At 59.6% G+C, this 23870-nt stretch carries 7 protein-coding genes and 1 tRNA gene; 6 read left to right on the forward strand and 2 right to left on the reverse strand.

Going from position 1 to position 23870, the window contains the following annotated elements; translation table 11 throughout:
• Positions 1–24: 24 nt before the first annotated feature.
• From WCS52_02770 to WCS52_02785, 4 genes are all read left to right on the forward strand, one after another.
• Positions 25–294, forward strand: a complete 270-nt coding sequence (locus WCS52_02770) for a hypothetical protein (GenBank protein MEI6166095.1) — start codon at positions 25–27, stop codon at positions 292–294.
• Positions 291–6134, forward strand: a complete 5844-nt coding sequence (locus tag WCS52_02775) for a DUF6531 domain-containing protein (protein ID MEI6166096.1) — start codon at positions 291–293, stop codon at positions 6132–6134. Before WCS52_02770 ends, WCS52_02775 begins: the two co-directional genes overlap by 4 nt.
• Entirely contained in the window at positions 6131–15994 is a 9864-nt protein-coding gene (locus WCS52_02780) for a LamG-like jellyroll fold domain-containing protein (GenBank protein MEI6166097.1), read from the forward strand. Before WCS52_02775 ends, WCS52_02780 begins: the two co-directional genes overlap by 4 nt.
• Positions 15995–16084: 90 nt before the next feature.
• Positions 16085–17131 carry a hypothetical protein gene (locus WCS52_02785; GenBank protein ID MEI6166098.1) on the forward strand — a complete coding sequence of 349 codons (1047 nt, stop codon included), beginning with the start codon at positions 16085–16087 and terminating at the stop codon, positions 17129–17131.
• Here WCS52_02785 and WCS52_02790 read toward each other — a convergent pair.
• Positions 17128–19680, reverse strand: a complete 2553-nt coding sequence (locus WCS52_02790; protein MEI6166099.1) for a PA14 domain-containing protein — start codon at positions 19678–19680, stop codon at positions 17128–17130. The genes WCS52_02785 and WCS52_02790 overlap by 4 nt on opposite strands.
• Before the next feature lie 592 nt (positions 19681–20272).
• Between WCS52_02790 and WCS52_02795 the strand changes: the two genes are divergently transcribed.
• A complete protein-coding gene (locus tag WCS52_02795) occupies positions 20273–21421 on the forward strand; it encodes a glycosyltransferase family 1 protein (protein ID MEI6166100.1) in 1149 nt (382 codons plus the stop codon).
• A 114-nt stretch (positions 21422–21535) separates the two neighbouring features.
• On the opposite strand, the gene WCS52_02800 is transcribed toward WCS52_02795, so the two are convergent.
• Positions 21536–21612: transfer RNA gene (locus tag WCS52_02800), tRNA-Val, on the reverse strand.
• A gap of 701 nt (positions 21613–22313) precedes the next feature.
• Here WCS52_02800 and WCS52_02805 point away from each other — a divergent pair.
• Entirely contained in the window at positions 22314–23624 is a 1311-nt protein-coding gene (locus WCS52_02805; GenBank protein MEI6166101.1) for a hypothetical protein, read from the forward strand.
• Positions 23625–23870 lie beyond the last annotated feature (246 nt).

Here is a 23870-nt window from a genome sequence, read left to right on the forward strand (position 1 = left end):
GCCGGGTTAACGAAGGAGCAAAAAGTGAAAAATAACATGGATCGGGTGGGGCTAATGGTCGGGCTAGGGCTGATGGGCATGATCTGGACGTCGCCCGCCGGCGAACTGACCGTGGAGGGCAGTATGGTGGTGAAAACCAATCTGTCCGTGAATGGGACCTTAAGCAGCAGTACGTTGGCCATCACCAATCTGGTGATCAGCGGTGAAGCCACCATCCAGCGTGCCGTTATCCAGCATCTGCCTCCCCAGGGCGATCTGGGAATGGGCCCCTATACAAACGGGGTCGGTCGGTGAGGCCCTTTATCAAAGCGTTTGATCGCGCGTGCGGGACAAAACCCTCCATTTGGCGCCGGGTCAAAGCAGGCGGCTTTCTTTTTGCCTGTTGGCTTTCTTTTTGCCTCCCTCTCCATGCCGCCCCGCAGGCGGCCCCCTCGGCGGTGGTGATCAAACGGTTCTCCGGGATTCCCGTGGAGATGGCCACCGGTGAATTCGTTCAGCGCGAGGCGCCGGATATCCGGATCAAATCGCGTGGCTTGAATCTCGAGGTCTGCCGTAATTACCGGAGCCGGCGGGAAGCCGGTGGCGTGTTTGGCTACGGCTGGGACTGGAACCAGGGGGAACACCTGGAATTTCCCGGTGATTTGGTGATCCACTATGTGACTCCGGATGGAACCATCCCCATCATGCCGGACGTCTCTTATACCAGCGCGTATGCCCGGGTCTGTCTCAATGCCTCTTCCTGGAGCCAGGGAACCCAAGCGACCGGCGCACCTGATGCCATTGGTGGATATGGGAATGTGGCCCATTACTATGGGCCCATCGCCTCCCTGCAACCGTTGGTGGTCGGCGGCTGGACATTTTCCCCGCCGGCCGGGCCCTCCACCATCCTGCAGGTCGATCTGGCCTCAATCGGGGCAACCGCTTATGACTCGGATCATCCGCAATACGGTGTCTCGTTGAATCTCTCCGCAGGAGGTGCGGCCTCGGTCGGATGGGGCCACCGGGCCTATGATTTTGATTATGTGAATATCACCGCCGACCGGGCGTCATGGACCTGGGCCGATGTCAATGCCGTTCAGGCCCGGCTGGAACTGGGCGCTTATACCCAGAATGTGCCCATGGATGTGATTGTTGACACCTTTCATCTGGGCATTACCTACACCCGGAATGCCGGAGGCGAGTATAAGTATCTGCCCGGCTCCACCTTTGAGCTGGTTAAAACCAATAACGAGTACTGGATCAACAACAAGAACCGGACGCGACTGGCGTTTGCATTGGATGGCCGTTTGTTGCGCAAAACGGATGCCAGCGGAAATACGTTGGCCTTTCACTATGATGAGGCCGGGCGGCTGCTCCGCATGGCGGATGATTTGCGGCAATCCATTACGTTCAGCTATGAGAATGGGCTGCCGGACGCGCGGATTACGGGGCTGTCCGACCATTTGGGACGGTCTGTCGGCTATGCCTATCGCGGGGATGATCTGGTGGCGGTTACCAATGTATTGGGGGCGGTCACGCGGTATGAGTATGCCGACACGGAAGGGGCGGTGACCTTGCGCCATAATCTGGTGCGCCGGACGGATCCCGTGGGACATGCCGTCACTCTTGCGTATTACACCACCAATAGTACGCCCGACCGGGTCTGTCGCTACTGGGACGGGGAAAGGGCGGAAGGCCTGTCCAATGAGGTGGATTATCTCTATCTCAAGGGTACAACCTATTCCTGGCGACCCGGCTCAAAAAGCATCCAGGGCGTCGTGTATAACTCCTCCAATGATATCAGTCAGGTCTATGTCCGCGAGGGGGAGCTGACGTATGGCGAAAGTGACGGGATCAATTTAGTCGCCCAGCATCCCGCCGCCAATGTTTCCTCGCTGGATACTTCAGTCTGGAAAAACATTGAAAGCGCGCTGGGTGGCGCGGACGGATGGATGGCGTATAATCCGGCCCTGAGAACCAATAGCGCCCTCGCCGTATCGGGGTGGGGGTTTGCGGTGCCGGGGCTGAGTAATGACATTGTCAAGGTGGTCATTTCTGTAAAAGGAATGGCGACGAACCCGGTCTGTTTATCCGTGGTCGGGATGGCCACCACCAATTGGGTGTCAAGTAACGCCGCCTGGGTGGTGTTTGATATCACCCGCGCGAGGAGCAAATGGACCTGGGCCGATGTGAGCAACCTGACGGCAAAGATCACCCTCCCCGCCGGATCTACGAATGCCGTGCCCGTGTGGCTGGATGGGTTCACCTTGAAAGTGGCCTACCGGCATTTTGATCCCGGGCGGGATCCGCTGGATTGGCTCTACTTCTACGATATGTCGCACAATCTGGTGTCCAGTGACCGGGGCGGTTGCGCCCAGCAGTTTGCCTATGACGGTCGTAACAATCTGGTCGCCTGGACGGATCCCGAAAATCACACGCGCCGGTATGACTATGATCTCGTATTCAATCAGCCGGTCCGGACCTGGGATCCGGCCGGCCGGGTAACGACGATGGACTATGATGCCTGCGGGCGATTGATCCGGACGACCGATGCGGCGGGGAATATCTCCACGATGGCGTATGACCGCTATGGAAACGTGGTCCGGACCACGGATGCGGACGGGGCTGTGGAAGATACCGCGTATGATGAGAACGGCCTGAATGTCGTCAAAAGCCGGAACCGGCGGGGCTTTGAAACGGTGTACGAGGCGGATGCCTACGGGAATTGCACCCGGGTGACCGCGCCGGACGGAGGGCGCCGCCATGCCACGTTTAATGCGGGCGGTTGGAAGTTGTCCGAACGGGATGAGGCCGGAATTGAAACGCGGTATCAGTATGACCGGAACGGCTGCCTCACCAATATCATCCATGCCGCAGGAACCCTCGAGGAGGCTGCGGAAGGCCGGCAGGTGGATGGTCGCAACTTGGAAATCGCACACCTGGATCCGTACGGCCGGGCGGAGACCATCGAATATGATGCCGACGGACGTCCCCTCTGCCTAACGGACCGGTTGGGCGGGCAGACGGTGACCGAGTATGATGAAAATGGCTATCCCTGGCGGCTCACGGATGCACTGGGGCAGACCCGTGAGACCATTCGGGATGAGCGGGGAAATGGTATTGCCACCTTTGACCGGCGGGGCGTCGGGTCATCCTGTGTGTATGATCGCAACAACAACCCCATCCTCGCCGTTGACCCGGCGGGGAACCGGGTGACGACCACATACGATGTGCAGGGAAACAAATCGATGGAGACCTATCAGTGGGCGGGCTATCCCAGGTGTCCTGAAGCGGATCGCCCCGAGCGGCTGACGATCGCCTATGCCTGTGATGCGCTGAACCGGATCACGAATCAAACCGTGGGTGTTGGCCGGCGCGATGCCCGGACCACGCTCTTCCGTTATAATGCGGCCGGGCAGATTCTCGCTGAGACGGATCCGCTCGGCAATGTCCGGCACCAGGGCTATGACGCCTGCGGAAACCTCACGAATTCCTGCCTCGTGGATGCCACGGGGAAATGGATCGAATGGAGCTCGTCCGTCTATGACAGTGCGGATCGGGTGGTCATGGAAATCAAAGGCGGGCTGGCGACGAACCGGTTCGAGTATGATCCCCGAGGACTCAAAGTCGCCTCTGTGGATCCGCATGGCCACCGCACGACTTTCACGTATGACCGGCACCGGCGGCTGGTGGCAACGGATGATCCGGACGGGACGAAGCATCAGGTCGCCTACGACCGGTGCGGGAATAAGGTTCGTGAGGTCGTAAGTGGAGGGGCCGTCAGCGGGTATGAGTGGGATGCCGCAGGCAGGTTGATACGCCAGGTAGAGGGGTTTGGCCGCCCGGATGCCCGGGTCAGTTCCTGCCTTTATGATCCCCTGGGGCGGCTGACAGCCCGGGTCAACCCGCTGGGGCACAGTACCCGTAACACCTATGACGAAGAGGGCCATGTCACCAGTGAGACCAATGCGCTGGGAGTGCCCAAAACCTTTTATTATGACGCCGCAGGCCGCGTGACGAATACCGTCGATGCGCTCGGCTTCCACATCACGCAATCGCTGGACGGGCGCGGCAAGCTCTGGAAACTACGTGATCAGAGAGGGGGCGTGACCACCTCGCGATACGATGCCTATGGACGCTTGATCCGCACGACCGATGCGCTTGGGCATAGCGTCGTCTTTGAGTATGACCTGCGTGATAACAAAATCAGCGAGACCGATCCGCGGGGAGTGGCCACCCGTTATGAATATGATGCCGCCAACCGGGTCACCAACAAAGTCTCAGGGGTCGGCCTTGTTGCCTCCGTAAGCGCCTCCACGGTCTATGATCCATTGGGGCGGGCGGTGATGTCCACCCTTTCAGGAAGGCCCGGTTCCGCCCTGTCCAGAACCGGTCGTGCGTTTGACCCGGTGGGAAATCTGCTGGCCATTACCGGTGCCTGCGGGGCGGTGACCTGCCAAGCCTATGATGTCATGGACCGCCCGATCGAGGAACGTGATGCGGCAGGCGGCGTGACCCGGACGCAGTATGACCCGCGCGGCCATGTGCTGGCCCGGGTGGACGCCCTGGGCGCGATGGAACGCTTCAGTTATGACGTCTATGGCCAGATGCGGACCCGCACGGATGAGGCCGGTGCGACCACCCGGTATGAGGTGGATCTGCTGGGGCGGGTGACTAACACCGTGGATGCGCTGGGGGGCGCGGAAAGCCGGCAACTGGATGCCGGCGATCATCCCGTGCGGGTCCAGTCACCGGATGGAGCCGTGTCCCTGTTTGAGTATGACCGTCTGGGGCGTCTGACCAACACTGTGGATGCCGGCGGGTATCAGACCTGCAGAACCCTGGATGCGGCCGGAAATGTGACAGGGGAAACCGACCGGAGAGGCGGGCGGACCGGGTATGAGTATGACGTCCTGAATCGACCGGTTGCGATCAGTGACCCGGCTTCAAACACCTTGTATCTCGCTTACGACCCCGCAGGGAATAAAGTCCGGGAAGGGCTGCCCTCAGGGTTGGTCATCACCTATGGCTATGACGGGCTGGGGCGGCAGGTGCTCAAGACCGTTGGTGCCGGGAGAGCCGATGCCCGCCGGACCCGGTACGAGGTGGACTATGCCGGCCGGGTGGTGGCGGAGTGGAACCCGTTGGGCCAGGCACTGCACATGGGTTACGATGCCAATGGGAACAGAACCAATAGTGTTGACGCCCGGGGGAACCAGACCCGGTTTCGGTATGATGCGCTCAACCGGTTGATCCAGACCACCGATGCGATGGGGCAGACCGCCAGTGTTGAATATGATGCACTGGGCCGGGTGGTGCGGGCCATCAACCGGCGCGGGGGTGTCACACGGCATCAGTATGACGCCGCGGGCCGCCTGATCGTCCTGCAGGATCCGGAAGGAAATCTTAAGCAGAACCGCTATGATGGCCTGGGCCGGTTGGTTGAGGAACGGGCGCCCAATGGGCTCCGGACGCAGGTGTCCTATGATGCCGCCGGGCGGGTGACGAACCGGACGAGCGTGGCGTCCGATGGCGAAAGCCGCAGTGAGTCCCGGGGGTACGACCGGCTGGGCCGCCAGAGTTTCAGTCGCAATGCCATGGGGCTGATCACCGAATTTACGCGCGATGCCAATGGGAATGTGGTGGCCGAGTCCGTTCGCAATGCCGGGGGCACGGTGTTGAGGACCAAACGCTTTGAATATGATTCACGGAATCAGCCGGTGGAGGAGGTGGACTATCAGGGTGCGGTCTGGCGGACTGACTATGATGCCATCGGTCGAAGGGTGGCGACGACAGATCCCCTGGGTCACCGGACAACCTATGAGTGGAATGTTTTCAATGAACTGACCGCCACCACCGATCCGGCCGGGTATCGCTCGGAGATCACCTATGACGGGTGCGGCCGGGAAACAGAACGGCGCGATGCGTTGGGTCAGCGAACGCGTTTCCGGTACGATCCCAATGGCAATCGGGTGGCCGTGATTGACGACAACGGCAGGGCCGTTTTGCTGGGCTACGATCCACTTAACCGTTTAAGTACTCGAAATGACGCCTTGCCGGATGTTTCCCTGGATGTCCTGATGCGCTCGGACGTGAATGGAGACGGGCACATCGACGCCGCCGATGTGACGGCGCTGGAAGGGGGCCTGCAATGAGGCGTGCAATTTCTTTACTGTCGTCCCTGCTACAAAGAGGTTTTGACAGAGCAAAACCCTCCATTTCTGGAAATATTCAATGGAGGGCGCCGCTCTGTCGGCGCCAGCGAACTCCCGCCATTAAGAGGCGTGCGTTCTTTTATTGTTTCTATGCTCTGCTCTTTGCAACCTCCGTCGCTCTCGCCGCTCCTGATTGGTGGCTGTACCGCGGAGTGGTGGATACCAACGTGCTGCCTAACGACTATGCGCCTGTAATCCGAGGGCAGTTGTGCTGGCTGGCCGGGCAGGCGGGTGCTGAACTCGAAGCCAAATTACCCGGTGGGGCGAATGACGCCATTCGGGCAGGAGTAACTAATCTGATGGCTGGCGATCCGGGCGGGCTGGTCAATCTGGGACAGCTCAAGCAAGTGCTGGCCCCGTATTACCAGCGGTTAATGGAGGAAGGCGTGGTGGCTGACTATCCCTGGGCTGATTATGGAGCCTGGGCGGATTACAGTCCTGTCAACATCGGGCAGGTGAAGCAGGCGTTTGATTTTCAATTGAACGGGGTCCGTTTCTCTCCCTCCATCAGCGGGGTCATCGGGTATTCCGGCGTCCAAACGGGGCGGGTCCGGGTGATCGCCCGTCCCTGGTCAGGCTTGGGGCTGGAGGCGGTCGCGAATGGAGCCGGGCCCGGGCCGTATCATCTGGTGGTCGACGGCCAACAGACCAATTGGGCGGTCGAGGCGTGGCGGGATTCAAACCCGAACGCCGTGTGTGACTCCTGGGAGGCGTCTGGCCTGTATGTGTTCAATCCGGTTCGGGTCACGGGCGTTGTGAGTGGGATCGATTTTGTGCTTCAGGATCCGGATGAGGATGGGGATGGGCTGCCCGGCTATCTGGAGCGGGAATGGGGACTGGATCCCGAATGGCCACAGGATGGGCAGAGTGACGCAGATGGGGATGGCTTGTCGCGGGCGTTGGAATGGCAGGCGGGTACGGATCCTGACAACGGGGATTCGGATGGCGACGGAATGGGCGATGGCGCGGAACTGTTGAACGGAACGTCACCCCTCTTGGCGAATAACCATACCAGGCTTCCCTTCGTGGAGTCATTTGAACTCCCCTCTGTGACCTGCGGCGAACTGGCCGGCCAGAATGGGTGGAGCGGGGACCGGAGCAATGTGGCCTGGGTGGTCACCCATTCCGTTACGGACAGTCTGCAGGAGTTGACCCTGGGAGCGAATCCTGATTCGGGCAGTCTGATCATGCATCCGCTGGCTACGCATGGTCTTGGGGTCATATGGATTGAACTACGTGCGGCTCCCGTCCGACGTCTGGCTGGCGCGCCGGCATCGGTATCGGCGGGGGTGGCTTCGGCGTTTTATTTCAATGGGGACGGTCGCCTCATGGTCTATGACGCCAGCTTGATTCCCGGCAGATGGGTTTGCCAGACGAATGCGGCACCGCTGGAGTTGGGTGCCATGGCCCGGCTTACCGTCCGCCATGACTACGCGGGACAGTGCTGGGGGCTGTGGCTTGACGGTACCAATGTGGTCCACAGTCTGCCCTTTGCCTCGCGGGTTCCGGAACTGTCCCGATTGCAGTTACGCAGTGCCTTGTTTCAGCAGGCCCGGTTCGACGATATCACGGTGTCCACCAATACGCCCGCCGGCTTCACGGTCGACTCGGATGGCGATGGCCTGCCGGATGAGTGGGAGCAGGCGCATGGGCTTGATCCGTATCACCCGATGGATCCGTCCGATCCAGCGGATTTTGACCCCGACTTCGATGGCCTCTCCAATCTCCAGGAATTTCAGATGGGCCTCAATCCGCGCAATTCCGACAGCGATGGCGACGGGCTCAGCGATGGGGTTGAGTGGGCCCTGCAGACCTCGCCGACCCAGGCTGATAACACCATTACAGCAACGGTTCCCTTTGTTGAACCATTTGAAGCCCCGGCGATCAGCTTGGGCGAGTTGAATGGCCAGCATGGGTGGTTGGCTACGCTCCCCGATTGGGCCATGGTGCGAACCAATCGCTCAAGTGAAGGGCTCCAGGCGTTAAGCTTAACGGCCACCACCAACGAGGCGGCCCGTCTGGTCCAGATTCTCAAAGGCGCGCCGGGCGTCACTACGTGGACCGATTTCAGGGTGATCCCTGTTCAGCGTCTTCGGACGGCGCGGCCCTCCCTGCACGCCGCCTCAACGGCCGCCTTCTACATCAGTGCGGCTGGCTATCCGGTGGTGGCGAGTGGCTCGAACTGGCTGGAACTGACCAACGTGCCCGCGATCACCGGCACCAACTGGAGTCGCTTTACGGTGATGCAGGATTTCTCGAATCAAGTGTGGAGCCTCTGTCTGGATGGAACGCCGGTGGTTGAGTCGCTTGGGTTTGTGCACCGGGTGACCAGTTGTGTCGGTCCGCGATTTTCAGGCCCCAGTTATACCAACGCCTGGCTGGACGATATCCGGGTGACTGCCGTGGCGCCGGGAGACATCGATAGTGATGGCGACGGCATGCCGAATGACTGGGAGTGGCTCCATGGACTTGACCCGTTTCATATGTCGGATTCATCCGATCCCGATCAGGATGGGCTCTCCAATCTCGACGAATACCGGCTCGGTCTCGATCCCCTCAATCCCGACAGTGATGGGGATGGGCTCGGGGATGGGACCGAGCAGGCGCGTGGGCTGTCGCCCACCCAGGCTGCCTCATATCTGGCCCTCCCCTTCAGTGAGTCATTTGAGGCGCCTGGCGTTACCAATGGGCTTCTTGCCGGGCAGCACGGGTGGCAGGGTCTGACAAATGCCGCGGGCGCGGCGGTCGGCACGAACCGGGTGTATGCCGGTACGCAGGCATTGCAGTTGGGTGGCCAGATGGCTCCGGTGTCCCTCTATCAGCCGCTCGCGGCGGGCGGGAAGTCGATGGTCTGGTCCGATTTACGGAGTATCCCGGTGTTCCGTACTGAAGCCGCCCCGCCGGTTCTGGAGCCTGCCACGACGGCCGGTTTCTATGTCGATCGGGACGGTCGGCTCGTGGTGTCGGATTCCACTCATTGGGTGACGCTGACGAACGCCCCGGTGTTGGTGACCAACAGTTGGACGCGTTTCACAACCTGTCAGGATTACAGTAACCGGATATGGAGCCTCTACCTGGACGGCTGGCCGGTGGCGACGGGGCTTGTATTCGCCGCCAGTGCTCCGCGTGAATACTCCGGACTGCTGGTGAAACAGGCGTCGCAGCGGCCGGCCTATCTCGATGCCATTTTGGTGTCAGCCGATCGCTCGGACTTATCCGACCGATTCTATCTGTCCGATTGGTCTGATTTGGCGGACGGAGGTGATCCGGACCATGACGGCCTTGCCAATAACGAGGAGTATCGGCTGGGGTCGGACCCGCAGAATGCCGATAGCGATCGCGATGGGATGGGCGATAGCGCGGAAACCCGGCTTGGCTTCGATCCGGCGGTCTCAAATCACTTTGATGGGCTTCCTCTTTTGGAGCCGTTCGAGGCCCCGGCGATAACCAACGGGAGCCTCGCCGGTCAGCAGGGGTGGGTGGCGAGTGCCACGAGCGGCGCCTGGATTCAGACGAATTGTGTTTATGCGGGTCAACAGGCCTTACGGGTGTCGGTTAGTGGGAGCGTTTCCCGGGTGGTGGCGGCCGGTGGCCAGGCGGTGGTCTGGATTGACTTCCAAGCCCGCCCGGTGAGAAGCGATCTTGAAAGCCCGCCTAGGGTGGGGGCAAGCGCCGCTACCGGATTCTTTGTCAATCGGACAGGACAAGTCATGGTGTGCACGGCGTCGGGCTGGGAGCCGGTGTCCACCCAGGAGCCGGTGTCGACCTCCGCGTGGACGCGGTTCACGGTGCAGGCCGATTATGAAACGCAATGCTGGGCACTCTGGCTTAATGGAGTGTGTGTGGCCGCCGCGCTCCCGTTTGCGCATCCGGTGAATGAGTTCTCGCTGTTCCGGGTATCGGCGCCCGATAGCGGGTCAGGATATATTGACTCCCTGGCCATTACCACGAACGAGCCCGCCAGCCTCGACGATGATGGCGATGGGCTGCCGAATTCTTGGGAGCGGCAGTTTGGCTTTTCTTCCTCCTATCCGTCGGATCCATCCCATTCGTCCGATGCCGAGACCGATCCCGATCAGGACGGCCTCAGCAACCTTGAAGAATGGGCGCTGGGCACTGACCCCCGCAATCCGGACAGCGATGGCGATGGCCTGGTCGATGGACATGACGGGGTCATGCCGATTGGTCTTTTTCTGCAAGGCGTGGATCGGAATGGGGATGGCTATGCGGATGGTGAGGCGGATAATGGCTGTGATCCCCTGAAGGCAGATACGGATGGGGATGGGTTTGCTGACGGAGTCGAAGTCGTCAATGATTTCAATGCCATGCAGGATTCGCTCGCGGTGGGTCTGGCGGCGTGGTACCGGCTGGATGAGACCAACGGGCTGGTGATGGTCGACAGTTCCAGTAACCAGCTCGATGGGGTGTGGTTGGGTGGCGGGGCACCCACCAGTACGATTGGCCGGGTGGGGCGGGCCGTGGAATGTGACGGGGTGTCAAGCGGGATTCAAACCCCCGGCTCATCCTTGCTTGACCTCTCCAGCAATATGACGCTCATGGCGTGGGTCCGGCCGGATGGAGGGAACGCGACGGGGACGCAAGCGGTGGTCGTGCGGCAGGGGGGCGTGGGACTTCAACTGACCCGGCGTAGGCCTGAGGTCAGGTTGCCCGGCCATGTGCCGGAGGTGGTGTCGGCGCCGGTGACCCTTCCGGCAGGGGAGTGGGCTCAATTGGTCGCGGTGTTCAGTGGGAGCAATGTGAGCCTCTGGGTGGATGGCCAGATGGTGCTGAGGGAAGCGGTTTTGACGGAGCAAAACCCTCCATCGGAATGGAGGGCGCCGCTCTGTCGGCGCCTTTTGGAGGAGGGTTTGATGGGACAAAACCCGCCCTTGCCGTGGGGTATCGGGTGTGATGTGGGGGCGACCAATCTCTGTTTTGCGGGAGGACTGGATGAAGTCCGGATGTATCACCGTGCGCTCAGTCTGGCGGAGATTCAGGAACTCTATGCGCTGGGGGCTGATCCCGATGGGGACACCCGTGGCACTCAGGACGAGTTGCGTGAGGGCTCGGACCCGGCGCAACGGCTCGTATCAGCGAGACTCGTTGGCGATCTGGATGGCGATGGGCGTGTGACCGTGCGTGACCGCGACCGGCTTCAGGCCCTGGTTACGGCACTCGGTCAGCATCACACCCGGCTGGAGTATGATGCGGAAGGGAACCTGATCCGGAAAACAGACGCCCTGGGCCATGCCACAACGACCGCTTACAACGGAAACAGCCGGCCGGTCGTGACGACGGACGCCAACGGGAAAGCCACGTATCAGGAGGTGAATGCGGTCGGAGCGGTTACCGCCGTGACTGACCCGCTGGGAGCGGTCACCCGGTTTGAGTTCAATGCCTTCGGGAATGTGACCCGGGTGACAGATCCCGCCGGAAATCAGACGCGGCTCACCTATAACGCCGCCGGGCAGACGATCCGGTCCCTCAATTCGCGTGGCGTTTCCACGGTAACCTATTATGACGAACTGGGCCGGGTTCAGGAAGTGATCGCCGCCGAAGGGCTGCCGGAGGAACAACGGAGCTGGACATTCTATGATGTGGCGGATCGCCTGGTGAGTAACCGGAATCAAATCGGGGCGGTGAACGAGTATGCCTATGATGCACGGGGCTTACTGGTGAAAGAGACGTCGGCCCGGGGCACGGGTGATGAGACGATAGAGGAAACCACCTATGATGAGCGGGGGCTGGCCATTAGCCGGAAGGACCCGCGCGGCTTCGTGACGCATCAGACCTATGACGCCTTGGGTCGGGCGGTCACCGCTGTAGATGCGCTCGGAAACAGCACCCGCACTGACTTCGACAACCTGGGTCATGCGGTGGCCACTGTCCAGCCCAATGGGCGGGTCATCCGGCAGGAGTTCGATAAGTGGGGCAATGTCATCCGGCAGATGGATGGAGGTGACCAGCTGATTACGGAATACGATGTGCTGAACCGGGTGGTCGCCCGGGTGGACTGGCGGGGGATTCGTTCGGAGCTGGCGTATGACGCCGTGGGAAATGTGGTCGAGACCGTCGAGGCGAAAGGAACCCCCGCGGAGGCGCGGACCTTCATGGCCTACGATGCGGCCAATCGGCCCATCCGCGTGACGAATGCAAACGGGGGAACGGTCGCGAGCGCTTACGATACCTGCGGGAATAAGGTGTGGCAGTCCGATGAACTCGGGAGGTCGACCCGGTGGGGGTACCAGTATGGAACCCGGCTGGCCTGGACGCTCAAGCCGGATGGAGTGGTGGTATCAAACCGGTACGATGCGCTGGATCGGCTGACGGCGGAATGGGTGGATAATGGCGTTGCTAAAACGTTTCAGCATGATGGCTTGTCACGACTCACCAATGCCGTGGATTTCAATAATCCAGCGACCAGTGCGGATGATAATCGGGTGGCGTATACCTATGATGCGTTGAACCGGGTGGTCGGGGAGTGGCAGAATGGCCGGTTGATTCAGCGGCAGTTTGATGCAGCCGGGAATCCCGGACTGCTGACGATGCCGTCAGGGATCTCTGTCAGGCGGGTTTTTAACGGGAATCGCCGGCTGACGGAACTAAAAAATGCGGCAGGCTCAGTCACCTACGCGAGCTATGCCTATACCCCGAATGGCCGCGTCCAGTCGGTGACCTATGCCAGCGGGGTGGTTGAAACGCATGGCTACGATGTGCGGGAACGGCTAAGTACTCTCCGTCAGCAGGGAAGTCACTGTGATTACAACGCCGTAGTAAGCCGGGACCCTGACGGAAATGTCACGCTGTCGTCCGAAAGTAACGGGGAAGGGGCGGCCTACACCTATGATGCGGCCAACCGGGTAACAGCCAGGAAGGCGCTGAATGAGCTTTTTGGGGAATCACTGGACTATGACCTGCTGGGCAACTGGCTGAGTAGTTCCAATCCGGTTGAGGGACGGGTTAGTCGGTCGAGCAATGCCGGGAATCAGTACACGCGGGTGGGGACCGAAACGCTCCAATACGATTTAAATGGAAACCTCACGGTCCGGGGAGCGGCCGGCTATCGGTATGATTATCGTGGGCGGCTGGTGGAAGCTTTCTCCAATGGGGTACCCGTGGCCCGCTATTCGTATGACGCCCTGAACCGCCGGGTGAGTAAGGACGCGGCAGGGGGGCATTGGTCCTATTATTACGATGGTGAAGCGCTGGTGGATGAGGAGGTGAATGGGAGTTGGGGGCAGAGCACTCTTTTCGCCGACACGATTGATACGCCTGTAGTGCTGCTGCGCGCGGGTCAGGCCTATTACTACCTGCGGGACTGGCGCGCCAATATTGCGGCCATCACGGATGCGACCGGTCACCCGGTGGAGCAGTTCAGATATTCCTTGTTTGGCCAGATGCAGGTACTGGATGGAAATGGGAATCCGCTGGCACGAAGCGGGTTGGGAAATATCTGGACGTTTGCCGCCCGGCAGTGGGATCAGGAGTCAGGGCTGCTGCACTATCGCAACCGGGTGTACGCTCCTGAACTGGGCCGGTTTTTTCAGCAGGATCCGGCCGGGTATGCCGATGGGCTGAATCTTTATACCTATGCCGGCAACAATCCGCTCCTGTTCTCTGATCCTTATGGGCTGTATCGCTGGAATCACGGGGAACTCGATAGCCGGGTCGGGGAGTGGATTATATCGCAGTACGGCCAGCTGCGTGAGATCGAGCGACAACAGAGGGAGTACGAGGAAGCCCTGCGCCAGGCTGAGGAGGAACGGCGCAGGCAGCAGGCGGCGAACGAGCGGGCTGCCCGGGCAGTCAGCCAATACCAGCAGGATCATCAGAAAGAAATCAAGAGTATGGTGGGGCGCTACAAACATCTGGGGGTGAATGAGATGGAGGCGACCCGGATGCTGATGAGTGGCGTCACCTCCATTCCGCGGCTAGGTGCAACGGTCGGGCCCAACGATCTCCGGCGGGACTGGTGGCTGGATTATTACCTGCGCGGGGGGCAGATCGATGAGCGCATGCGCGGCGAGATGACCCGCATGGGGACCTCCAGTGTCGATCAGTACTTTGCGAACACGTCTCAGAAGGAAACGGCGTTGCGCAACAAGCGTAAAGCGACGCAACAGCAATATTCGATGGCGGCGGTGGCCATTGTGGCCACCGTGGTTACCTGCGGGGCAGGCGGCGTGCTGGGTGCGGCGCTGCTGGGGACGGTCGGGGTGACCGCAACCAGCGTCTCATACGGGGCTTTTGTGGCAGGGGCGGTCATGATCCAGGGCGTGTCGTCGGCGGCCAGCACGCTGATATCGCAGGGGACGATCGGTGATTTTGCCCAATCATGGGCGATCCATTCGGCGGCTTCGGTGGCCGGGTATGGCGCCGGTTACGGCGCCGCGCAATCGGGATTTGATATGGGGCCTCAGATGGCGGCCCAGTCGGGGACGGGTTCGTTGGTCGCGTCCGGGGCCCGGACGGCCATGGAGGGCGGGGGCTTCAAGACGGTGTTCCGCGACACGGCGATCAGTATGGCGGCCGGCGGGGTGATGGGAACCTTCATGGCCGCTCCGGGTACCGGGGCGTCGCCCGCCAGTTTCGGGGAGTATGTGCAGGCGGGGACATCCTCGCGTCTGGGCCTGCTGCAGTCGCCGGTCTCGGGTGGAGTCCAGGGCTCACTCAGGGCCGCGATGTATGGCGGGAATATGGTGGAGGCGTTTGGGGAAGGGGCGGTCTCAAAGGAGGCGTTGGTTGATTTTGCGCTGGCCTCTGCCGTGACGCCGGTGGCCAGCCGGGTGTCCGCCGCGTTGGTGGAGGCATTGCCGGGTGAGCCGCGGCCGGTCGCCAAACCGGCGACATGGGTCGCCCCGTCGCCCATCACGAAGGCCGGGCCGGACTCATTTTCACTCAAGGCCCTGGGGGTGAGTGCGGTGAGAGGGAGCGCGGTGACGGTGGTCAGTCATCTTGAGGAAATGATCGTGGCCCCGGCCCGTTCCCTGCTGGCGATTTACACGACGTTGGCGGCTGATTCCGTGCGTGAGCGCTCGCAGGTGGTTAATCCCTTTTCCCGGAGTTTTGCCGGCTACCAGTTGGTGGATGGGGCGCTGGATGCCGTGCTGGTGGCGGGGGGACTTCCCATCAGCTTTTTGTCAGGTGATTTCCTTGAAGGCCAGTGGACGGATCTGGGGTCACATTGGACTGGGATCCGGGCGCTCAATTTCAATGGCATGGCCAATACGATGGCGGATGCGGAGAACATGAAGCGGACGGTCAGTGGCGTCAAGGGGGAGGGGGTCGTGGCTCAAGTGGCTAATCGGACGCATGGGTGGATGGTGGGGGATGCGATTCAGGCGATTGGGAACGAGCTTGGGCTGATCGATATCACGGCCATCAGAGGGGCCGCAGCGTTGAGGGGGATTGCCGCCACCGGCACGCCGACCATTGATGTGACGGCACACAGTCAGGGCACCATGACGTTCCGTCGCGCCCTGGATCTTGTGGATGAGCCCGGCATCCGGGACCGGATCCGCTATCAGGGGTTCGGTTCGCAGGCCTATATCAGTAGAAATTATCTGGGTCTGAGAAGTGCCGACAATTATTGGAACCGTTCGTTCGGACAGGGGAGTGCCAGCGGTATCGATTTGGTGCCGATGGTGAACTTTGTGCCATCCATTTCCAAAGTGTTTGGCGACCCCTCCTATGAACTCGGGAATGGTGCCTGGCAAACGGTGCAGTCGCCACAGAATATCAATGAACCCGGTGGTAACCACCATGGAATGCAATATTACGCAGGATATTTAAGCAGGTGAATAAGGAGTGGAATCTTAAATGGAGGGCGCTGCTCTGTCAGCGCCTGCGGCAGGAAAGGTTTTGACGGAAATGAGAATAAAGGAATACATATGAATACAAAAATCGGATGGAGCATCGGGGTGGCATTGGTGGTGACATGCTTGAAGGGGTTCGCCTGGACAGATCTGGGGGGTGGCGACCATGGAGGGAGTAACTGGGTGATCGCGGGAGGGGCGACGATCGCGAGTAATCACTATAATATCGGGACCGTAACGATCGCCACCGGCACGACCGTCAGCATCAAATCCTATTCGGGGGGCCAGTATGGGTGGAGTCAAATCACGGCCTCCAACATCACGATATCCGGCACCTTGGATGCCACGGGGGCCGGGTATGTGGGGGGCTACGGAGGGGCGGGTGGCAATGGAAGTTCAGTAAATAGTTCAATGGGAGCGGCGGGTGCCGCAGGCGCGGGCGGGAGTGGCCCCTTTGCAGGGGTGGCGGGAGCCTCAGGTGCCGCCGGGGTTGCGAATGGGAATGGAGGTACGGGTGGCATCGGCGGCTCAGGCGGCTATGCCACCAATGGGCTTCAGGGGGATGTGACCACAAATGAAGTGCTGAACCTGGGGTCCGGCGGCGGAGGTGGGGGCGGGGGTGGCGCCGGCTATCGCTATGTTACATCATCAGCCGGTGGCGGAGGAGGTGGTGCGGGAAATGCCGGGGGTGGCTCCATTTCTCTCATCGCCAGTAATACGATTACAATCCGGGGAATGATTCTGGCGTGCGGCAAAGCCGCAGGGAACGGACAGCAAGGTCAAACGGGGGCTCCGGGCTATGGGGCCGGCGGCGGATCTCCCTGGGTGGCGGGGCAGAGCCAGGGAGGAAGTCGGGGGGAAGGGATCGCCAACGAGTGTTATCCTGCGGGTGACGGGGGGAATGGGGGCCGCGGGGCGGGAGGGGGCATATTGATCAAAGCCCCTTCCGTCGATGTCCGTGGGGCCTCTATTGACAATCGAGGTGGCGGAAACACGGTGGCGAACGGAGGGACCCTGAAGGTTTTTTATATCGATTACCAGGGCGGTAGCCTGACGAATAGCGGCCGCACCTACCTGAAGCAGATGCTGATGCCGGAAGCCGGAACCGTGTTTGAGTTTTAATGGCGTCGCACATAGGGGGCGCCGACAATGGAGCCCTCGGGGATGGGGCCGCCATCCCAGCGCAGACGAAGGGCACCGGGCCCGTTCCGGACGCCATGTTCAACCTTGAGCGGATACACTCCGGCTTTGAGTGGCAGGGTCACTTTGCGGCCGCTGCCACGCCAGTCTGAATTTTTCCAGTTGTCAATAAGCCAGACGTCTCCAAGCCGGATCCGCAGGCCCCCGCCACTCTCCGCAAAGAAGGTGTAGGTTCCGGTTTCAGGGACCCTCAGCGAGCCTTGCCACCGGGCGGAGTAATCATGGCGGCCCACGCCGGTTGCAGGTGATTGGAACCCGTAATCGGAGCAGATACGGGGCTCCAGTCGTCGGCAGATCGGTTGTTGAAAGTCAGATCCCTGGAAATAGGTAACCTCCAGTCCTTCCTGAACCAACCAGAACGGGGCACGCCAGGCAAGGGCCCCGATGATGAGCAGGCCCGCCGCCCCCAGTACAGGTTGCCACCATTTGAAAGAGCGGCTGCGCCGCCAGGCAATCAACGCCAATGCCATCCAGAACACTGTGATCATGACCATCGACCAGTGTAAGGTCGCGTAGTGCGTATCACTCAATCCCCGGGTCAGTAACTGGACATCAGAGAAGATCCATTTGGCTGTATCCATGCCAGTCCCGGCGATCTCGCGTTGATTGACCTCAAAGGAGGAGAATTGTCGCATCAGTGAAAACAGGAATGCCGCCGCCAAAACAAGATGGGCAGATCGGACGTGGCGTGATCTGGCTCGCCACGCAAGGATGGCCAGCAGGGCAAATGGGTAGAGTTTGAGTGAATACCGGTGTTGCCATTCGGAGCCAAGCGGGAGCGGGAAGAAGGCGGTCGCCAGAAGAAACGTGGCCATGAAAAGTCCCGTTGCGACCTTTGGCAACATGGACGACGGCCCCTTTGAAGGCAAGGTCAGGAGTGCGATGACCCCGAAAAACAAGATCACGCCCGACTCCCAATAACTCTGAAACAGGACCCAGATGTTGTGGCCCAGGGCCTGCCAGAAATCCAGGTTCCACCAGTCTGACAGTCTGTGCGGGGCAAGCGTACTGCCGGCCAGAGAACCGTAGCCGGTGGTCAGTTGCCCGACCGCGTGCCGGTAGAATAGAACAAAGGGAAGGACGGCCAGCAGAAAGCTGCCGGCAAAGATGACGCGAACCCGGAGAGGTTGCCCGGGTCCGAATCTAAAAAGGAATGGGATAATCGGGATGGCTAATAAATATTCTCCGCGTACCAGGCATAGTCCGCCCAGCAGGACTCCCGCAAGAGGCCCCATCCAATTCACCATGGCTTTTTCTTCCTCCAGGTGGATGCCGGCGTCCCTGCCGGCATTCGGTGTCGCCAGGGATGGCGCGCTCCCCCTTCGGTTACTCCAGATCGCCAGCAGAATAATGCCGCAGAGCAGCATGAGTTCGATCGAATGGGTGAAAATACTCCGCTGATACGTCCATTTGGCCAGGGACGTTCCCGAAATCAGGAATGCGGCTACCGGCACATTCCAGCCTGAAACGGCAATCTGGTGGGCGGCCAGGAAAAGCAAAACAGTGGCCAGCAGGCTATAGGTGGCGCTGGCCAGGCGCATCCAGCGCAAGGCGGGCAGATCGATCGGGGAAGTGAAGGGCCGGTGTTCCCAGGCATTATACAGCCACACCGCCGGAGCCAGGAACAACGCGGTGCCCGGCAATCCGTGATTGTGCTGGATCACGGGGCGGCCGACGTTCAACTCCGTGGGGGCGGAAAACAGGCTTTTATGATTGATGAGGTTTTGGGTGTAGGCGGTATAATAGGAATCATCGTCGTGATCAATACTCCCCGCCATGCCGTCAAAGGGGCGCTCAAAGAAGAGGAAGCCGAGCAGGAATGTATAGGCCAGCGCCAGCAGGGCAAACCGTTTTTGGCCCGAACCGGCATAGCGGCTGATCAGGCCGGCCACCACCCACACTGAGCTGAGCCACACCCCGATTTGCCAGACCAAGCTGCCGGAGGCGACCGCAGGACGAAACGGCTGGTATGCCTTAATAGGCGCGGGGATGACGCGGAAGAAAACCCCTGCGCCAGGCAGGGAATAAACGCCCAGATTGACTCCCTGTGACAGCCAGTCAGGCGGAAAGGTGCCGCGCTGGATAATCTGCATGGCTTGCGACTTCAATGCGCCACAGAAGGGCAGTTCGGTGGTTTCGTCATTTCCGGTGCACACCCGTAAGGCGTTGCGTTCCGTTGAAAACCACTCGATGAGGCAGCCTTCGGGGAATGCGGTGGAATCCAGGCGCAGCACGGAATGGCCGGCTGTGGCTGACGTCGGCGTCAGGCGGAACCAATCCTGACCTCTCCCGTCGGTGAACCTCTGGATCAGTCCGGTCAGTCCTTGATCGGACAAAGGGTGGAAAGCGGACGGCGGGTGCAGGTCGGCTTGCTCGGTTAAGCCCGGTGACCAAATGAGCGGCACCACCAGGAGCGTCATATTCAGGGCTGCCCCTGCCGCCAGATATTTGAGGGATCGGAAGAACAACATCAGGAGAATTATAAGGAGGCCGTGGCGTCCCGTATATCTGCGGAAGTAACGATTTTATTATCGTTATTCCGGTGATAGCGCGATGGAGGGCGCCGCTCTGTCCTGCTCCTTGCATTGATATAAAGAGAAGACTTCACCACTGATTGAAGAAATGAGGGAAATCCAGAAACGCCCAAAATGTTTTGCGATTTGTCATGTCTGGCATAACGCGCTATGGGCACAGTAGCTTCTCCTGTAACTAGCCAGCCATGAAAAATCGCCAAACGGGTTTTCCCCGGACATCAGGGGAAATTGAGGAAGCTCAGGGTATGATCCCAGTATGATTCTTTAATGTCACCCGAAACACCGTTGCGGGATTTTAATTTGGGGAAGACCCTAACGCGTTACCGTGTAACCCAATAGACTGAGCACCCCGAATTAATAATGCCGCAACATTTTGGATTTCTTCGGCTGAATCTGTATTTCTTTTATTTCTTCAATCAGTGGTGAAGTCTTCTTGTATTTACGTGCCAGGAGAAGGCCCTGTCCGCCGCCGGCGGTTAGAAAGGTTTTGACAGAGCAAAACCCTCCATGCATTGTGACTCCTGTATTTATGACCGCTAAACCTTTAACCATAGGCGTGAACACGCTGTTTTATATCCCCGGCGAAGTCGGGGGAACGGAGACGTACCTCCGCAAGACGCTGGTGGCCATGGCGGAGCAGGCCGGGGCCGACCGGCTGGTGGTGTTCACCAATCTGGAGAATCATGACACCTTGAAGGCCGATCTGGCGGCGTTTCCGGGGATCACCTTTGTGCAACTGAAATTCCGTGCGATGAACCGGTCGGTGCGCATTCTCCGTGAGCAGCTGGAACTACCCTGGAAGGTTCGGGCCAGTGGCGTGGAGGTACTCTGGTCGCCCGGCTACACGGCGCCAGTGCTGGTGGCCTGTCCTCAGGTGGTGTCGATCCTGGACATGCAGTATAAGGCCTTTCCGCACGACTTGACCTTTACTGCCCGGCTGGCGACCGATATCCTGGTTAAGGCGGCAGTCCGCCGGGCCAAACGGATTATTGCGATCTCGAAATTTTCAAGAGGCGAGATTGTTAAATACACTTCTGCTGAGGCGGGTATTATCGATGTGGTTTATCTGGCGGCAAGCCCTATTTTTGCGGTGCCCCTGCCGGTGGAGACTCGCGCCCAGTCGTTAGGTCGGCTGATATCCTCTGACCGCCCGTATCTTCTTTGCGTGGCCGCGACCTATCCCCATAAAAATGTGCAGGCCCTGATCACCGCGTTCGGGCAGCTGATGCCTGCCATTCCGCATAACCTGGTCCTTGTGGGGAATTCCAGGCTAGGGGAGCCGGAGGTGGCTAAAGCGCTGGCGGCGCTCCCGGATCCGTCGCGCGTGATCCGTCTGAAGCGCCTGTCGGAGCCTGAGCTAGTGGCCCTGTATCAGGGCTGCGATGCGTTTGTGTTTCCTTCGCGCTACGAGGGGTTCGGGCTACCGGTATTGGAGGGGTTGATGGCGGGGGTGCCGGTGGTGACGACCCGATGTGCCTCGATTCCCGAGGTGGGCGGGGAGGTGGCGTGTTATTTCAATCCGGACGATCCCATGGCATTGCCTGCGGCAATTCAGACGGTATTAGGGTGGTCCCCCGCCGAGCGGCAGGAGCGCATTCAAAGAGGGCGTGAGTTCGCCCGGGGCTTCTCCTGGTCAGCCACCGCCGCCGGGACCTTGAAGATTTTGCGGGATGTGTAGGCCAGAGGTTTTGACGGAGCAAAACCCTCCATTATAACTGGAACAGGTCGAGAAATCTCAAATGGAGGGTTTTGCTCCGTCAAAACCTCTGCATGTGGCGCTGTGAGGGGAGGCTGGTGGGCGGTACAGGACTCGAACCTGTAACCTTCTGGGTGTAAACCAGACGCTCTAACCAATTGAGCTAACTGCCCGCCTTGAGATCAGGAAGGACGGCATGATGCCGGATGATGCCGTCCACGTCAAGCGGGGGATGAAATTTGTCCTGTTAGGCAAGTTCGGTGAAGAAGGACTTCACCACTGATTTAAGAAATGAAAGAAATTCAAAAATACCCAAAATGTTTGGCGATTTGTCATGGCTGGCTTGGCGCGCTTTGAGCACGGTAGGTTCCCCTGTAACTAGCCATCCATGAAAAATCGCCAAACGGGTTTTCCCCGGACATCAGGGGGAATGAGGAAGCTCAAGGGCTTGAATCCACTATTATCAAGTTTTGGCAAGGAGTCAGATACGAAAAACTCTCATTTTTGGTTCCTGCCAGGCTAGGTCAGGATAATGGGCAAGACATGATCCGGCCACCGCTTATCAGCGGCGGCTACGTAGCCGCGCCTGATAAGGCGTGGTTCTGACAGGATCATATGCGGACCATTTCGGAAACGTCCGAAAATTCTTTGGAATTCAAGAAAACCCGTTTGGCGATTTTTGATGGCTGGTGTACCCTGCCAGACACACAAATCGCCAAACATTTGCATTTCCTTGGCGACTTCGCGGCTTCGCGTGAAATACTCTTAATCTCGATTTCTCCCATTTCTTAAATCAGTGGTGAAGTCCTCTTGATTTTGCGTGATAAGTCGCCCCGGGTTCGGTACAAACGCAGGAACTTTTTGGAGATAAAGAATGAAATCAGCGTTACTTGACACCCTTGAGAAGCAGTTTGACGTGAAGCTCCCCTGTATGCGGGGCATCAAAAAGGCCATGACGGCCGAAATGGATGCCGGCCTCGCCGGCCGGAAAAGTTCCCTCGCCATGTTGCCGGCCTTTTGCGATGCCGCCAGTGGCCGGGAAAAAGGCCAGTATCTGGCGCTCGATCTCGGGGGGACCAATTTCAGGGTCATGCTGGTCAGTCTGCCCGGCGCAGGAAAGGCGCCGCGGGTGGTGGCTGAGGCGAAGTACAAGCTGGCGCGCGAACATATCAGCAGTTCTGGCGATGTGCTCTTTGACGCCATTGCCGGGTATCTCCGGAAATTCCTGAAAGACCACGCCGGGGCCTACTCGCTAGGGTACACCTTCAGCTTTCCGGTGCAACTGCTGGGGATCGACGAGGGGATTCTCATCAAATGGACCAAGGAGTTTTCGGCTGAAGGCGTGGTGGGGCGTAAAGTGGTAGAGCTCCAGAGGCAGGCGCTGGCCCGTAAAGGCGTGGCCAACGTTAAGATTGTGGCCCTGGCCAATGATACCGTGGGTACGCTTCAGGCCCAGGCGGCCCTTGATCCGAATTGCGGCATGGGGGTCATTCTGGGAACCGGGTTCAATATTGCCGTACGAGTGGCTACCCGGCGGGTCAAGAAAGAGGTTGGCGGGTATTCCGGCAAGGGGATGATCATCAATATGGAGTGCGGAAATTTCTCCAAGTCGCTGCCAGCCACCTCCTATGACCGCCAATTGGACCGGGAATCAGGAAATGCCAAGCATCAGCTTTCGGAGAAAATGATTTCCGGGAAATACCTGCCGCAACTCTTCCGGCTGGTGGTGCTTGAGGTGATCCGGAAGGAAAAGTTGTTCAATGGCCGTGTGCCGCCGGTGTTTGCCGGCAAGGAGTCATTCCATGGGTTCCATATGGATACCCTCGAGGCGGGCTCTCCGGAGGCCGTGCGGAAACTTTCACTGGAACTGTTTGGACGGGTATTGACCCCGGCGGAACACCGGACTCTGCGTAAAATCGCCTCTATTGTGGCCCGGCGTTCCGCCCGCATTGCGGCGGCGGTGATAGGCGGGGCGATGACACGGATTGAGCGTCGCTCCGCGAAGCGGGTCACGGTGGCGGTGGATGGCTCGCTTTTCGAGAAATATCCCGGCTATCGACGGAATCTGGCATTGGCGCTGCGGGAGCTGGAAGGCAAGGCGGGCAAAGGCATAAGCTTGAAGTTGACCAAAGACGGCTCCGGCATTGGCGCCGCCGTCATCGCCGCCGTCGTCAGCGCCAGGTAAAAGAGAGCATATTTACCACGGAGGAGCGGAGATTTAGAGAGAGAATGCAAATGTGGCGTTTATTTCGGTCACGCGGGTACACGTGACCCAAATAAACGCCACGGTTTCTTGAGGGGATATTTTGAGAGGTCCTTCGGCACAGTTCAGGGTGGGAGATGATTTTTCGATTGATCCTCCTTATTTTCTCTTTGAATTACTCCAGAAAGGGTTGCGGGAATTTCAGATGCGGTACTCCGCAGCTTAAAT

It is taken from the genome of bacterium (assembly GCA_037128595.1).
Classification (GTDB): domain Bacteria; phylum Verrucomicrobiota; class Kiritimatiellia; order CAIKKV01; family CAITUY01; genus JAABPW01.